We start from the raw sequence: 15,116 nt of genomic DNA on the forward strand, positions 1-15,116 counted from the left end.
TGCAATCATCTTATCAGGAAGATATATGGCTTCATTAACTCTACTGCGACAACATAGCAAACTCGCTGATCCTCAACAACAATTGCTTGTGTTAAACAATCAAAATCAGTACCCTGATTTTGATCAAAAGCTAGCGCAAAATCAGCTTCCGTCTCTGCAAGCAAACACAATTAATACACTCCAGGTAAATCTGGGAAAACTCTGCAACATGACCTGTGAGCATTGCCATGTTGATGCTGGTCCAGATCGCAGAGAGATTATGACTTGGGAAACGATTCAGGACTGCCTGAAAGCCTTAAAAAATCCTGGTTTTCAAACACTGGATTTAACAGGGGGAGCACCTGAGATGAATCCTCACTTTCGAAATTTGGTTGCAGAGGCCACTAAATTCAAAAAACAAATCATCGATCGCTGTAACCTGACAATTCTGTTAGCACCAGGTTATACCGATCTGCCTGATTTCCTCGCAACCCATCAAGTCGAACTCGTTGCTTCCCTTCCCTGTTACCTTGAAGAAAATACGGACGATCAAAGAGGTAACGGTGCATTTAAAAAATCAGTTCAAGCCTTACAAAAACTGAACTCTCTTGGTTATGGCAAATCAGATTCAGAATTGAAATTAAGCCTGGTATATAATCCTGTTGGATTTTCATTACCCCCTGATCAATCGGAATTGGAGTTGGCTTATCGAAGAGAACTGAAAAAACAGTTCGATATTGAATTCACAAATTTGATTACCATCACCAATATGCCCATCAGTCGGTTTCTCAGTGAATTGGTTAATCAGGGACGGCTCGAAGAGTATATGGAGCGACTCATTAATGCATTCAATCCAGAGACAGTCTCAGGGCTCATGTGCCGCTCTATCTTATCAGTAGACTGGCAGGGCTTTCTCTACGACTGTGACTTCAATCAGATGCTGAGTCTCCCTGTCTCTGTCTCTACCAGACGACATATCCGAGACTTTCACTACAATGAATTGAATGAAAGAAAAATCGTAACCAACCAACACTGTTATGGATGCACAGCAGGAGCCGGTTCCAGTTGTGGAGGGGCGATTCAAAGCCTCTAGACCTCTGTACTTTGCCTGCCCTAAATACTGCGTTGCGCAGTCTTTTTTGAGTGAAGACTAAATATTGAACTGGCTTACAAATCATTAATACTCCCACTAAAAAAACCAAATCAAAGACTATTCATTTTGTCAGTACCCTTAAACCTATAGGGATTATAAGCCCTCAGATTGCGCTAATTTTTTATTCCAAAAAATGAAAAACTACGAGTTTTTTCTCATGTGATTCCGCTACTCTGGCGGAAATATTTCTATATATCCTCAGTTCATTTTTTTCGCACTTGACAAAGCAAAATAAATATAATATTGGGAATATCGTGAACAATAAATTTCCCCGCAAAACAGGGAAAGTTCCCTCATGATTGTTAATGAAATCCCACGATTGAACATTGACATCAGGCTTTTAGTATTTGTAAAAAATCGTTTAGAAATTTGGAAAGATTGCACTAAAAACTACGAGGATCAAACTGTGTTATTAGCTGATTCAATTTTCATCGAATCCCCTGAAGAACTCGAAACTGTTACCGAAGAGACTCCGACTGTTTTCATGTCGTTAGACGATGATGAGGAAAACATTGGCTTCGATGATCTGGAAGACCTTGATGATGAAGATTTCGATGACGATGATGAATTCGACGACGATGATGAAGACGAATTCGATGACGAAGATGACGAGTTCGATGACGACGAAATTGAAGATGAAGAGTTCGATGACGACGATGATTTTTAAATCACTCATCCATAAGTAAAGAGGCTCACCATTGAATACCACCAAAGGTGAGCCTCAGATTAATATTAACAGCCAGTCTCATACAACTCATTCTATCGTGAGCGGCTTGAGTCACTTTGCTTCTCCATGCCGCTTAGCTTCTAACATTGAAAAGAAATAATTGTATGCAAGGATTGGTCGAAAAAATTAATGATGCTGTTGAATTTCTGAATCCACAAATTAATCAGTATCCCCAAATCGGTTTGATACTGGGTACAGGCCTGGGTGATTTAAGCCAACAGATCAATCAAGACATCTCAATCAATTATGAGACAATTCCCCACTTTCCCCACTCAACAGTGGAGTCACACGCCGGTCAGTTAGTATTTGGCACTCTCAACGGGACTCCTATCGTCGCAATGGAAGGTCGCTTTCATTACTACGAAGGTTACTCGATGAAAGAAGTCACATTTCCCGTCAGAGTAATGAAAGCGCTTGGTGTAGAAACACTGATCATTACCAATGCTGCGGGAGGAATGAATCCCAATTATCAACTTGCTGATATTATGATCATTGAAGATCAAATCAACTTAATGGGAGACAACCCGTTAAGAGGTATCAACGATGACCGATTGGGAGTTCGTTTTCCGGATATGAGTGAACCTTACGATCAGAGATTAATTGGATTAGCCGAAGAAATGGCTCTTGAACTTAAGATTCGTACGCAAATCGGATCGTTTGTAGCAGTGACCGGGCCAAACCTCGAAACACGCGCCGAATATCGAATGCTGCGACAAATGGGGGCTGATTGTGTTGGGATGTCGACCGTTCCAGAATGCATTGTGGCCAACCATGCCTCAATGAAGGTTTTGGGGCTTTCTGTAGTAACAGATATCTGTCTGCCTGATGCTCTCGAACCAGTGGAAATCAGCAAGATCTTGAAAGTCGCAGCAGAGGGTGGACAGAAATTAGCTCGGCTGATCCCTCAAATCATTGCGAATCTCTGAAAGATCTTTCTCCGCTTTTCCTATCAAGCTCTCAGATTCAAAAAGTCCTTAACGCTCCAACACTTAGTGTGAGCTTGAATAATAAGAGAGATACCAATCGACAAATCGATCTACTCCCTCTTCAATCGTAGTCGATGGCGAAAAATGTATCGCCTGTTTGAGTTCAGAGATATCAGCATAGGTTTCTAAGACGTCTCCTGGTTGCATTGGATAGTTTTCACGAATCGCCTGCTTACCAACTCGTTGTTCAATCACGTCAATCAATTTTGAGATTCCAATGGGTTGATGATTCCCAATATTATAAATCCTGTAAGGTGCTTCTGTCTCAATAAGTTCATTGACTGACAGCCCTTGCCTATGACTAGGAATATCTCCTAACACGCCAACTACTCCGGTTACAATATCATCGATATAAGTAAAATCGCGTTTCAAATTTCCGTGATTAAACACTTTTATAGGTGTGCCTTCAAGAATTGCTTTGGTAAAGAGGAAGACCGCCATATCAGGTCGCCCCCATGGACCATACACTGTAAAAAAACGTAAACCTGTTGTCGGTAAATCATACAGATGACTATAACTATGAGCAATTAATTCATCAGCTCGCTTAGTGGCTGCATAGAGGCTAATGGGATGATCTACACGATCTCGTGTGGAATAAGGTGTTTTTCGATTCGCTCCGTAGACAGAACTGGACGATGCGTAAACAAAATGCCTAACCTGAGCTTCTCGACAATATTCCAAAAGATTGACAAAGCCTCCTACATTACTTTGTACATAATCCAAAGGTCTTTCCAGGGAGTTACGTACTCCCACTTCCGCAGCCAGATGCACTACTTTTTCAAAAGTGAATTGCTGGAAAAGTTGTGAGATTGATTTCACCTCAGTGACGTTAGTTTCAAGAAACTGAAATGCCGATTTCTGTTGTAATTCCCGAAGGCGGTCTCGCTTTAATTGCACATCATAATGTGTGTTCAGATTATCAATCCCAACCACATGGTACCCTTGAGAAAGAAGGCGGGACGTGACATGAAAACCGATAAACCCCGCTGCACCTGTCACCAGAATATGGCTCATGATGTTTCCTGATTCATTAAGTCTTGATAGTAGGCTATTGTCTTGGTTAACCCTTCATGTAAAGAGACTTGAGGTTCCCAGTTCAGAAGCGTTTTCGCTTTTGTGATATCAGGACAGCGTTTTTTGGGATCATCAGTCGGTAGAGGACGAAACTCTAACTGCGACTTTGATTTAACAATTTGAAGCACAGACTCTGCCAACTCGAACATACTATTCTCAACAGGGTTTCCCAAATTGATAGGACCAGACGTCTCATCTTGTGCCATCATTTTCAAAAACCCATCGATTAAATCATCAATATAGCAGAATGATCGAGTTTGTGTTCCATCACCATAAATTGTAAGAGGCTGCCCCCTTAAAGCCTGATTGATAAAATTTGAAACCACTCGTCCATCATTGGGATCCATCCGCGGCCCATAGGTATTGAAAATCCTCACTATACGAATTGGGACTTGATGCGCTTCATGATAATTCATACACAACGATTCGGCGATACGTTTCCCTTCATCGTAACAACTTCTCGGGCCAATAGGATTCACATGCCCCCAATACTCTTCGACTTGTGGATGTACCTCAGGATCACCATAAACCTCAGAGGTTGATGCCTGCAATACTTTTGCCTGACAACGTTTTGCTAATCCTAAGAGATTTACCATACCTACTGTCGAGGTTTTGATAGTTTTAATCGGATTATATTGATAGGCAACTGGTGAAGCAGGACAAGCCAAATTATAAATCTCGCTGACTTCCAAATGAATCGGATGAACAATGTCATGCCTGATTAATTCAAATCGAGGATGTCCCATCAAATGTAAAATATTCTGTTTACTTCCTGTAAAGAAATTATCCAGGCAGATAACATACTTCCCTCGCTCAACCAGGCGGTCACAGAGATGACTTCCTAAAAACCCAGCACCACCTGTTACTAACACAGATTCCATCGGTTATTTTTGCCCTTCAAGTAGATATTGATTTAAAAAATAGATCAGTAACCTATTCAGTTGCAAAGACTACTATTAGTTTACAGCAAGGTCCTACTAATAGCGAGAAATAGAAGTTCCTTAGAAGCCTCAATTTATCTCGAATTTAGAATTGAAAATAGAGAAAGGGACTTTCAGTACTGAACCTTAAAACACAAAGGGCAAATAATGTCCCTAGCGCAACCGCCATCTGCCATCCTGGTTTAGAGTTCAAATTCCATGCGTTTGGAAGACAAAAAACGATGAATAACAACGAAATCAAAAGTGGCAGTGATTTTTGAATGGCTGTCCAATCTTCAGGAGATCCATGAATACAATGAAGTCCTAGCATAGAAGCTCCATTGTCATGTCTGATGACCGAAAGATAACCCAACCAACTACCACCAGGAGAAATGTAACCAGTTGTCCTATCGAAGAAAGAATTTCGAATTTTATCCAGGAACGAAATGCAAAATAGGCAATTAGCAATCCCCCATGATAGAGTCTCCAAATCACGAATGTCCAATTTGCTCCATACCAGAGGCCCCCTAAAACATGACTATCACTAAATTGCATAAGGTTCGCAAATGCTTTCCACGACTCCCCCCCAAAGGAATAAACAAATAATCCCGCAAGCAGTTTGAAAGTGTCATATGCCAACGTCACCAGAAATCTGAAATGTTCGTAGTTTGATAAGGCGAACTGATTTTGATTTATCTTTTCAGAGATCGAATTTAGTTGACTTTCAATTTCCGTATAACACACAATCGGGCCGGTAATGAGCTGAGGAAACATAGGCAGCAAAGTGCCAGAAACTTACTGTTGGCTTTGCTTGTCTACGATAAACATCAATCGAAAAACTCATCGTTTGAAACGTATAAAATGATATTCCGGTGTGCAAAATAATATCAGGCACGGGAATCTCTCCACCACCGGCAATCCAGTCAGTCAGAGAATTAATCGACTGTGCAAAGAAACCAGAATATTTGAAGAATCCTTTCTCCTATCCCAAAGCTCTAACTTCAGAGATCTAATCTTTAAATAGATAAAATTTAAATTTTTCTTTGATTAATTTTCGCTGACGAGAAAATTGAGTTTTCTATTTTTGAAATGACCTTCCCTGTAACTCAAGTAGATTATTAAATAGTTCAGGACAATTAGCTAAACGGTAATCCATGGGTAACGTGTCAGTAAACGAGTAGATATCTATCCCTAAAATCACTCTTTTGGGTGGTTGTCCACAGCATTCTTCATAGTACCGCAAAATAGCGAGGTAATCTTCAGGCATTGCGGAATTGACGCCGAAGTTAAAAAAGTCATGGCCGAAAAATAGTGGTAGCGTAATAACCATACGGATTGACAATGTAGTTCGTCAGAAATATGACTCCGAATATTCCAAATAAAGAAAACAAAAACACGAAACAGATTTTTTTACTCTGTTGATCAATAATTTGATCATTGGGTGTTTCAGTCATTTATTTCTCGTTTTATATACAGAACAAAGTGGCCTTTATTTACAGATTCTGCTAACGCCAGTCTGTGGATTTGTATAATTTTCTATCCGGTTGTCATGATGCATTTCTTTTTAATTTGTGCTGCATTACAACTTCATTAATCGTCTGATAGAGCTGTTGCTTATTTTGTTCGACTTCGGATTTTGATCTCTTTATTAACATTTCGTAAATTTTGTTGACTTCCTGAAGTTCTTTCTGAAGATTAATTCTTTCCTTTAGTTCGGATAAACTTGTTGCACGCTGATGAAACGAACGAGAGAGGATCACCCACTCCGATCTCAGTCTGGCATACTCACCCAAAACCAGCTTTCCCGAAACGAGCCCTTGATTCATTGTCGAGATCCCCCCCACTCCAAAAGGCATATTTACATTTCGACATATTTCAGCCATTTTTTCAACCATGCCATTTGAGATCAGTTCGAACATAAAATTTAGTTCTAAATCGAGATGTAAATCATTTAAACCAATATGAATCTGAGTCACACCGGGAATCTGAACAATTTCAGACAGGTTCTTCATAGCTCCTACCGTTTCAACTAAAGGAACAACGGAGGCACGATGATTCACGCGCTGGCAAAACCATTCAATTTCCTCTACAGACCGAAACATGGGAAGCATTAAACAATCTGCCCCCTGATCTAATGCATTTTCAATTTCTTCAGTTGAATCAGGATTCAGAGGATTGAGCCTTACTAAGACTTCTGCTTGTTTCACCGCTGCTTTTATTCTGGAAATATTCTCCTTGCGGTGCCGAGATATCACCGTATCACGGCCTCCCTGTCGTTTGACTTTGCCGAGAAACTCCAAGTCGACGAAGATCCGATCAACACCACATTGATCTACATATCTGGCAATCTCTGGGCAATCAGTGATAAATAAATACTTCATTTTAAAATAGCCTCCTGTGGAAACGAGGCAAGTGATTCTTCAGGATCAATAAGACAGCTCCAAAACAGACCAGTCCCAGAATTAAAGAATAAGCAATCAGTAGTACTGGCTCTAAAACAAACTTGACCATCATTGCTGAAAAGGAAATCCCAAATAATGTTAAAAGGATTAAAGCAGCACAGTGCTTAATTTTGACACCATCAATAACAGAGACGTTTAATTTTACCTGCAATGAAATTGTTAATGCTAAAAAGTGAAACCAGCTCGTAATAACAAATGCAAACATGAGTCCGGAGACTCCCATTGAGTCTCTTACAGCCAGAGACAGCAATATCAAACAACTCAACGAAATAATACTGATCTTGAATGGAAGCACGGTTTCATGTCTTGCGTAAAACACATTCATTGTGAGAATCGACAATATCAATGCCGGCATCGAAATAATGGCAATTTGTAATAATTTTGCTGTATTGATAACATCTAATGCTGAAAATAAGCCTCTTTGAAAAAGTAGAGAAACAACTGGTTCTGCACAACCATAAACGGCAACAGTAACTGGAATTGTTACCAAGAGAATTAATCCCGCAGCGTGGCTGATTAATTTTGTAGCTTCGGCTAAGTTTCCTTCAGAAAAAACGTGACTTATTCGCGGGAAAATCACCATTGTTAATGCAGCCCCCAACAACCCACGAGGGAATTCCACCAGCTTTAATGCATATTCAAATAGGCTGATCCCACCTTCAAATGCTGAGGCAAAAGAGCGTGACACAACTGGAAAAGCAACGACAACCCCGATCGCAGTCAGGGCATGGAAATATTTCAGCAACAAGCTCCGCTTCAAAGTGGAGAATCGTGTTAATGATTGAAATCCACCATTAAATACTCCAGCCATAAAGCAGCGTATTATCTGAGTTAGTAAGCGAAATGAAACAGCCACCACAACAGCCCATGCAATTACGTTGATATTTTCAGGTGATACCCAGAAAAAAATTGCCACTAGTAGGATGACGTTAAAAAATAAGTTGCCATATGCTGGAATCGTTGGTTTGTGATGCCCTTGCAAAGCAGCCGCGGTAACCGCAGTAACGGCACTAATGGGGAAAGCTAATAAAACAATCATAATCAGCTTATTAGCTTCATTAATTTGTGAAGATGTAAATCCAAAAGCTAATATTTCAGTAAACCATGACGAACAAATAGCCAATGTAAGTGCAAATAAACTGGAGACTATTGCCACAACAAAGAAAGATTGAACTATCAATTGATTAGCGTTCTGTTCTGAAATATTTTGACTTCTCCGATGCATTTCAGGAACTAGCACTGCAGCCATGGCACCACCAATTAACATCGCATTCAAAATATCAGGGACGGAGATTACGAGTATCGCCAGATCATTTGCGTGTGAAACTCCCAACACGGAAGCAAGCCCCAGCACTCGGAACAATCCAGTTAAACGTCCCAGCAATATCGCAACGGCAACTAACAGTGTTGCCAGTGAAAGGGATCTCCCCATCATTTGATCTAAAACCTTCCTGAAATCTTAAAAGGGTTTTCAAATGATGTTATGATCCACACAATCCGTTGCATAAATATTCTCCAATCCTTCGGAGTCGTCTCTTCAAAACCATAATTTGTTAAATCGTGTAACGTTCTGCATTAAAGAAGTGAATATTACGTCCGACCCACTCTGCAGTCTTGGCTAATCCGCTTTTGAATGAGACCTGACTTTTCCAACCGGTTAATTGACGGACTTTGGTGTTATCAGCTAGAAGCCGATTGACTTCACTTTTTTCTGGCCGAATTCGATCCTCATCACAGATTATGGGAACTTCTCTTCCAGTCACTTCCATCAGTAATTTAGCAGTTTCTTCAATTGACCATTCTTCGCCACTACCAATATTCACTACCTCCCCTTCAGACTGTTTGCATAAAGCCAATGCAATCATGCCTGCTGCGGTATCTGTCGCAAAGTTAAAATCGCGCGTCGGTGTTAGTGCACCTAATCTCAATTCTGCACATCCAGACTGTAATTGGCTGGCAATGGTGGGAATGACTGCCCGGGCAGTCTGTCTTGGTCCATATGTATTAAATGGCCTCGCAGTGACAACTGGCAATCCAAACGAGAGATAAAAGCTCTCTGCCATCTTGTCGGCTCCAATTTTACTGGCTGAGTAAGGTGATTGACCGACTAAAGGGTGATTTTCATCTATTGGTACAAGTTGTGCAGTTCCATAAACTTCCGAAGTCGAAACATGCACTAACCTTATCAAGCAATCTGAATTACGGCTTGCCTGTAACACATTCAAGGCTCCTGTCACATTTGTGTCTACATAAGAACGTGCGGCCACATAACTATAAGGAATCGCGATTAAACTGGATAAGTGAAATACATAGTCACAGCCTCTCACTGCACCATTGATTCGCTCAGCGTCACGAATATCCCCCTGGATGATTTCTGCAGATTGTATAACTTCATGGGAAACATCATTCAACCAGCCAATCTGATTCCATGAATTATAATAAACAAGTGCCCGAACCCTGGCTCCGCTTTGTACAAGCTGCTCGACTAGATGACTCCCGATAAAACCATCCGCTCCGGTAACCAGCACTTGCTTACCAGCTAATGACTCAGTCATTCTAATATTTTCTTATTTAAAAAGTATGGTTATAAGAGATTAAGCAGCTCTTCGATGATTTAGTTCAATATTCACTGCTCCCTCATCAAACTCTTCTAAATCACCCAAAGTTTCTTTAACAATTTTCAACTCTGTGCGTGCTTTATTCAATTCGTCATGAGTTCCAATATCTGACCAATACTCATGTACTGGAAACACTGCGACTCCAGACTTCTCAGAAATACTCAACTCAATTAAATCTGTCATGTTATAGGATTGATTTTGGGGTACTCGACTCACTGCCTCTGGTGAAATGGCATAGACTCCCGCATTGCACAAAAACCGCTGAGATGGTTTCTCTTCAAGATATTGCGCATAGGGGCCTTCTGTTTTGATTACTCCATAGGGAATTTCAACATGATAATCGATAGCAGCCACGGTCATAAAAGGTTGATGAGCCGAATGGAAATCCAACAAGTACCGGAAATTAATTGACGTAAAAACATCTCCATTCATCAACAGCAACGGATCATCAAGTATATCCTGAATTAAAGATAGGGCTCCAGCTGTACCCAGTTTCTGTTTCTCACGCAAATATTGAATCTCAACACCGTACTGACTTCCATCTCCTAAGTGCGATTCAATCATTCCTGCAAGATAGTTGACCGATATAAATATTTTATTAACTCCAGCACTAGCCACTCTACGGACTTGTCGTTCGATAAGTGGCATACCCCCTACCTCTACTAAAGGTTTCGGGAGATTTTCTGTAAGTGGTAACAGCCTGCGACCTTCACCACCTGCCATAATTAATGCACAACTAAAACCATCCGCCTTTTCAGTATCTTTTCTTTGAGTCAAATCCGTCAGCAGAATAACATCGACCACACAATTTTTAGAGTCGACCAAAGGCAGCGCTTCCAATTCTCCTTGCTGCAACAATTCAATAATCGAAGACTGAGACATACTACTTTCTGCCTTCGTGGGCTTACGATTCATGATGGTAGTTATAGACTCATCTAGTTTTAATCCGGCAAGCAATGCACGACGTACATCACCATCGGTGACCACCCCCTGCAAACATCTGTTTGCATCAATGACGACGGCGATCCCTTTTTGGCCTAATTCGATTGCTCGAATTGCCTGTCTCATATCCACAGATTCATTAATCAGGCACTTTTCCATTGAGTCCATCACTGGCCTACTCTTTTAAACACAAGGCAACGCCATACTTTGGCTTTAATTTAAGAACGTTTACATTTTGACTCAGTCGAGTTTTGTTTTTTTCTAATCAACGACAAGATCATAAAATTTCTTTTGTGTCGTAGCATCCACGCTAGAATCCCTGAGTATTTTCACGATTCTGGATGACGTTTGACCATCACCATAAGGGTTCTTCGCTACGTTCCGCAGTCTGTCAATTTTGGGAGAATACAATGTTTTCAGGGCTACAGCTATACCGGTTTCAGTTGGTTCACAGTCGATAACTAAGTCAGACTTAATTCTACCTTTCTGGCGATTACCAATATTGACTGTACCAATTCCAAAGCTGGGGGCCTCAATGATACCGCTTGAAGAATTTCCAATCACTGCATCTACAAATTGCATCGCTGATAAATACCTTAATTGCCCTAAACTCACAAATGACTTATATCGATTGGTGTCTATGCTTGTAAATTCATCAATTAATTGATTTATCACCCGACCATCTGTATCTGCGTTTGTTTTAGTAAAAATAATATTTGTCTCATCCAACTGTCCTAAAACTTTAAGAAGATTCTGAACTTGCTGAACTGAAGAATTTTTTTCCAGTGTAACCGGATGAAATGTGCATAATAAGTTTCGATGGCTCAACTTAAATCCGATACTCTTCTCGAACTCTTCTTTAGACAACAATTTCAAACGTGAAATATTGTCTAAGCCAATTGCGCCAACATTAAAGACACGATCAGGATTTTCTCCTAACTGGATGACCCTTTTTCGGTACACCTCTGTAGAAGTAAAATGATAATAGCTCATCTTTGTAATAGAATGACGTAAAGCATCATCGAAGGCCCCTTCTGTAATCTCGCCACCATGAAGATGGGCTACAGGAATTCGGCTGATATGTGCGGCAGAGACAGCGCTGAATATTTCATATCGATCACCTAAAACAATAACCAAGTCAGGTTGGAGACGAGCAAATGCTTCCGAAAAACTAATCAACCCCAGTCCCATCGATTTGCAGATACCAATCGGAGAATCGGAGCTCATTAGCACTTCAATTTTTTCGTCAATCGTATATCCATCACTTTCGATCTCTTGAGCAGTGAGTCCGAACTCGGGTGATAAATGCGAACCTGTCACCAGTATCTGAAGTTTCAAAGCTGATTCGGAAATAATCTCATCTATCAGCGGCCTTAATAAACCATATTCCGCTCTTGAACCAGTTACTAGACAGACGGTCTTTTTTTTCATAGATCGATTATTTCGTCTTCAATAAAATCTCGCTTAGCAATCTGGTTTATCACCTTGTCCCAGTTCATCGGGCTGATACCTGTGCCAGGGCGTTTTACACACAAATTAAGTTCTGTGAATGACTCTCCTTTTTTGATAGCACGTGCTGCAATGATACTTTTACGTACAATGGGCTTATTTTTTGATTCAGAAACAGATGGTTTTTTGATCGGGCTGCCTAATGAATTTTCCGTATTTCTAATCCCTCGGACTAACATCATTAATTCATCTGGTTCCAAAGAGGCAGAATGGTCAGGACCTTCCATATTCTTGTCGAGCGTAAAGTGCTTTTCAATCACAGTGGCACCGAGCGCCGTAGCAGCAATGGAAACTTCAATTCCCAATGTATGGTCTGAATAGCCAACATTCACACCAAAAGCATTTTTGATCGTTAACATAGCCCTTAAGTTTACATCCTGTATGGGAGTTGGATATTCTGTATTACAGTGCAATACAGTGATATTACTTCGATCAACGCCACTATTAATTAAAATTTCCAACGCATCTTCAATCTCTCCCAAGTCGGCCATCCCAGTTGAAAGCACCACTTGATCAAACGTTTTACCCACTTTCTTCAAGTAGGGATAATTTGTAATTTCACCTGAAGGTACCTTGATAATTTTTAAACCGAGCGATTTGAGTAAATCAACACTTTCTAAATCGAATGGTGTTGAGATAAATACAATCCCTGCCAGCTTGCAGTAATCAAAAAGCTCCTGATGAGCTTTCTGGTCGATTTCCAGTTTTTTTAATAAACTAAATTGCGTCGAATCTTCATGATTTGCTAAGCTATTTCTTTGCTGGTATTCCGCTTGTGGAGCAGATTTGCAAACAAGCTTTTCGGTTTTGAAAGTTTGAAACTTAATCGCATCTGCCCCTGCCTCTGTAGCAGCATCGATCATTTTTTTCGCCGTTTCCACACTCCCGTTGTGGTTCACTCCTGCTTCTGCGATTACAAAGACACTCATCTTGCTGGCACTCCTTTGACTAATGCACCATCTTCAACATCCTGTATGACAACAGCTCCAGCTGCTATTACTGCATTATCTCCTACTCTCACTCCCTGAATCAAAACAGCCCCTGCTCCAACAAAAGTGTTGTTTCCTATAGTGACTCCTCCACTGAGCACAACTCCTGGACCGAGAAAAACATGACTCCCAATTTGACAATCATGGTCAACTTGTGCTCCTGTGTTAACAACTGTTCCTTCTCCCAGTATTGAATCTGTTTGAATAATGGCACCAGCCATAACCTGCACGCCATCAGAGAGTGAAATATCGGCTGAACAGATTGAGTTAGGATGAATAAGCGCAGGCATCTGGAAATTTAATTCTCGGCTCCGGTTAAATAGTGTTTTTCTCAATAAATTACATTTAATGCTTCCGACTGCAACCGCAACGTTTTGTACGCCTTGATCGCGTAACTCAGGTAATACTTCATCTGTTCCGAGAACTTCTATCCCTTTCAGTTGTGTTCCACATTCCAACTCCGGGTCAAGAATTCCAACGATTTTAAAATCACCACTTTCAGTAATCAGATCGATCAGGACTTTTGCATGTCCACCTCCACCTAGTAGTATGATCGCATTCGATGTTTTATTCATTTTTGATCAAAATATACTTTAATACGATCAACCACGTATCGAATATCATCTGCGGTAAGTTGAACGCTGGAGGGAATCGAAATACATTTTTCAAATTCGGCCACTGTCTCTTCCATCTTATATACCTGACAATCTTGATACATGGACAAAGTATGTATTAGCTTCCACGCGGGGCGCACTTGAATATTTTGTGTAAGTAGATATTCCATAAGCGGAATTCGGTCTGCAGGAGTAACTATTAAAGTGCAAAGCCAATAATTACTTTTGGCCCATGATGCTTCCCAGGCCAAGTCCACGTTTGGTATGTTTGCTAGTATTTCACGATAGTGAGCTGCGTTTTTTCTTTTAATTTCTACAAAAGAATCAAGTTGCTCTAACTGCGCCACCCCTAAGGCAGCTTGCATATTCGTCAGGCGATAATTGTAGCCAACTTCATCATGCTCATATTCAAAAGGTTTTTTGTTTGCTTGTGTGCTCAAATGCCGAATTCGATTTGCAAGAGATTTGTCATTCGTAGTGACCATTCCACCCCCGCCACATGTAATAATTTTGTTTCCATTAAACGAAAAACAACCCACAGTAGACAACGATCCTGTTTTTCTTTCATAGTATTCGGATCCCAAACTCTCTGAAGCGTCTTCGATAACTGGAAGTTCATACTGTCCAGCAACTTCATTCAAAGGTGACATATCCACTGGATGACCAAAAATGTGTACTGGTAAAATAGCGATTATTCTTCTACCGCTCTGTTTGTTATACAGCTCTCCATTTCGTAAAACACACTCGTGCGCTAAGAAATCATTTACTTTGTTAACGTCCAATCCTAAAGTTTCTGGATCTGATCCAATAAATACCGGAGAGGCACCACAGTAGCGAATAGCGTTAATAGGCGCAATAAATGTAAACGACGGGGCGATGACTTCATCGCCTGGCTGAACACCGCAAGCCAGCAAACTAAGATGGAGCGCAGCGGTTCCATTCACCGTTGCAATTCCGAATTCTACACCAACATATTCACTGATACGTTGTTCAAACTGATCTACATACGATCCAACAGAAGAAACCCACCCCGTATCGAGGCACTCTTTCACATATTTCCATTCATTTCCAGAAATATGCGGTATCGATAAAGGAATCGACTCGCGCATCATTTTAACAATTCAAATATAAATACGGTCGAAT

13 protein-coding genes are annotated in these 15,116 nt (G+C 40.7%); 3 read left to right on the forward strand and 10 right to left on the reverse strand.

The annotated features are described in order from the left end of the window. The first annotated feature begins 25 nt into the window (after positions 1–25). The 3 genes from arsS to V202x_RS15055 all read left to right on the forward strand — a co-directional run bounded on the left by arsS (position 26) and on the right by V202x_RS15055 (position 2,785). The gene (arsS, locus tag V202x_RS15045) at positions 26–1,072 is read left to right on the forward strand and encodes an arsenosugar biosynthesis radical SAM (seleno)protein ArsS (protein WP_145176427.1); all 1,047 of its coding nucleotides are present in this window, start codon (positions 26–28) and stop codon (positions 1,070–1,072) included. Positions 1,073–1,427: 355 nt separating this feature from the next. Then, the gene (locus V202x_RS15050; RefSeq protein ID WP_145176431.1) at positions 1,428–1,799 is read left to right on the forward strand and encodes a hypothetical protein; all 372 of its coding nucleotides are present in this window, start codon (positions 1,428–1,430) and stop codon (positions 1,797–1,799) included. A gap of 164 nt (positions 1,800–1,963) precedes the next feature. Continuing rightward, the gene (locus V202x_RS15055; protein WP_145176434.1) at positions 1,964–2,785 is read left to right on the forward strand and encodes a purine-nucleoside phosphorylase; all 822 of its coding nucleotides are present in this window, start codon (positions 1,964–1,966) and stop codon (positions 2,783–2,785) included. Between the two features lie 63 nt (positions 2,786–2,848). On the opposite strand, the gene V202x_RS15060 is transcribed toward V202x_RS15055, so the two are convergent. The 10 genes from V202x_RS15060 to V202x_RS15105 form a co-directional block, all read right to left on the reverse strand. Further along, on the reverse strand, positions 2,849–3,859 hold the full coding sequence (locus V202x_RS15060; RefSeq protein WP_145176437.1) for an NAD-dependent epimerase/dehydratase family protein: 1,011 nt from the start codon (positions 3,857–3,859) through the stop codon (positions 2,849–2,851). Further along, on the reverse strand, positions 3,856–4,800 hold the full coding sequence (locus tag V202x_RS15065) for a UDP-glucuronic acid decarboxylase family protein (RefSeq protein WP_145176440.1): 945 nt from the start codon (positions 4,798–4,800) through the stop codon (positions 3,856–3,858). The genes V202x_RS15060 and V202x_RS15065 overlap by 4 nt, the downstream gene beginning before the upstream one ends. 1,586 nt (positions 4,801–6,386) lie before the next feature. Then, the gene (locus V202x_RS15070) at positions 6,387–7,220 is read right to left on the reverse strand and encodes an aldolase/citrate lyase family protein (RefSeq protein WP_145176443.1); all 834 of its coding nucleotides are present in this window, start codon (positions 7,218–7,220) and stop codon (positions 6,387–6,389) included. A 1-nt stretch (position 7,221) separates the two neighbouring features. Then, a complete protein-coding gene (murJ, locus tag V202x_RS15075) occupies positions 7,222–8,736 on the reverse strand; it encodes a murein biosynthesis integral membrane protein MurJ (RefSeq protein WP_145176446.1) in 1,515 nt (504 codons plus the stop codon). Positions 8,737–8,854: 118 nt separating this feature from the next. After that, on the reverse strand, positions 8,855–9,856 hold the full coding sequence (locus V202x_RS15080) for an SDR family NAD(P)-dependent oxidoreductase (RefSeq protein ID WP_145176449.1): 1,002 nt from the start codon (positions 9,854–9,856) through the stop codon (positions 8,855–8,857). Between the two features lie 39 nt (positions 9,857–9,895). Beyond that, on the reverse strand, positions 9,896–11,029 hold the full coding sequence (locus V202x_RS15085; RefSeq protein ID WP_232099014.1) for a nucleotidyltransferase family protein: 1,134 nt from the start codon (positions 11,027–11,029) through the stop codon (positions 9,896–9,898). A gap of 93 nt (positions 11,030–11,122) precedes the next feature. Next, positions 11,123–12,292 carry a UDP-N-acetylglucosamine 2-epimerase gene (neuC, locus tag V202x_RS15090; protein WP_145176455.1) on the reverse strand — a complete coding sequence of 390 codons (1,170 nt, stop codon included), beginning with the start codon at positions 12,290–12,292 and terminating at the stop codon, positions 11,123–11,125. After that, positions 12,289–13,299, reverse strand: a complete 1,011-nt coding sequence (gene neuB, locus V202x_RS15095) for an N-acetylneuraminate synthase (RefSeq protein WP_145176458.1) — start codon at positions 13,297–13,299, stop codon at positions 12,289–12,291. The genes neuC and neuB overlap by 4 nt, the downstream gene beginning before the upstream one ends. Further along, complete coding sequence (locus V202x_RS15100) at positions 13,296–13,934, reverse strand: acetyltransferase (RefSeq protein WP_145176461.1); 639 nt, start codon at positions 13,932–13,934, stop codon at positions 13,296–13,298. Before V202x_RS15100 ends, neuB begins: the two co-directional genes overlap by 4 nt. Beyond that, complete coding sequence (locus V202x_RS15105) at positions 13,931–15,085, reverse strand: LegC family aminotransferase (protein WP_197992887.1); 1,155 nt, start codon at positions 15,083–15,085, stop codon at positions 13,931–13,933. The genes V202x_RS15100 and V202x_RS15105 overlap by 4 nt, the downstream gene beginning before the upstream one ends. Positions 15,086–15,116: the final 31 nt, after the last annotated feature.

The organism is Gimesia aquarii (assembly GCF_007748175.1).
Taxonomy (GTDB): domain Bacteria; phylum Planctomycetota; class Planctomycetia; order Planctomycetales; family Planctomycetaceae; genus Gimesia; species Gimesia aquarii_A.

Excerpts from the sequence above, each read along its gene's own strand:
- arsS (WP_145176427.1), top strand. The coding sequence starts at position 26 with ATGGCTTCATTAACTCTACTGCGACAACATAGCAAACTCGCTGATCCT.
- V202x_RS15050 (WP_145176431.1), top strand. The coding sequence starts at position 1,428 with ATGATTGTTAATGAAATCCCACGATTGAACATTGACATCAGGCTTTTA.
- V202x_RS15055 (WP_145176434.1), top strand. The coding sequence starts at position 1,964 with ATGCAAGGATTGGTCGAAAAAATTAATGATGCTGTTGAATTTCTGAAT.
- V202x_RS15060 (WP_145176437.1), bottom strand. The coding sequence starts at position 3,859 with ATGAGCCATATTCTGGTGACAGGTGCAGCGGGGTTTATCGGTTTTCAT.
- V202x_RS15065 (WP_145176440.1), bottom strand. The coding sequence starts at position 4,800 with ATGGAATCTGTGTTAGTAACAGGTGGTGCTGGGTTTTTAGGAAGTCAT.
- V202x_RS15070 (WP_145176443.1), bottom strand. The coding sequence starts at position 7,220 with ATGAAGTATTTATTTATCACTGATTGCCCAGAGATTGCCAGATATGTA.
- murJ (WP_145176446.1), bottom strand. The coding sequence starts at position 8,736 with ATGATGGGGAGATCCCTTTCACTGGCAACACTGTTAGTTGCCGTTGCG.
- V202x_RS15080 (WP_145176449.1), bottom strand. The coding sequence starts at position 9,856 with ATGACTGAGTCATTAGCTGGTAAGCAAGTGCTGGTTACCGGAGCGGAT.
- V202x_RS15085 (WP_232099014.1), bottom strand. The coding sequence starts at position 11,029 with ATGGACTCAATGGAAAAGTGCCTGATTAATGAATCTGTGGATATGAGA.
- neuC (WP_145176455.1), bottom strand. The coding sequence starts at position 12,292 with ATGAAAAAAAAGACCGTCTGTCTAGTAACTGGTTCAAGAGCGGAATAT.
- neuB (WP_145176458.1), bottom strand. The coding sequence starts at position 13,299 with ATGAGTGTCTTTGTAATCGCAGAAGCAGGAGTGAACCACAACGGGAGT.
- V202x_RS15100 (WP_145176461.1), bottom strand. The coding sequence starts at position 13,934 with ATGAATAAAACATCGAATGCGATCATACTACTAGGTGGAGGTGGACAT.
- V202x_RS15105 (WP_197992887.1), bottom strand. The coding sequence starts at position 15,085 with ATGATGCGCGAGTCGATTCCTTTATCGATACCGCATATTTCTGGAAAT.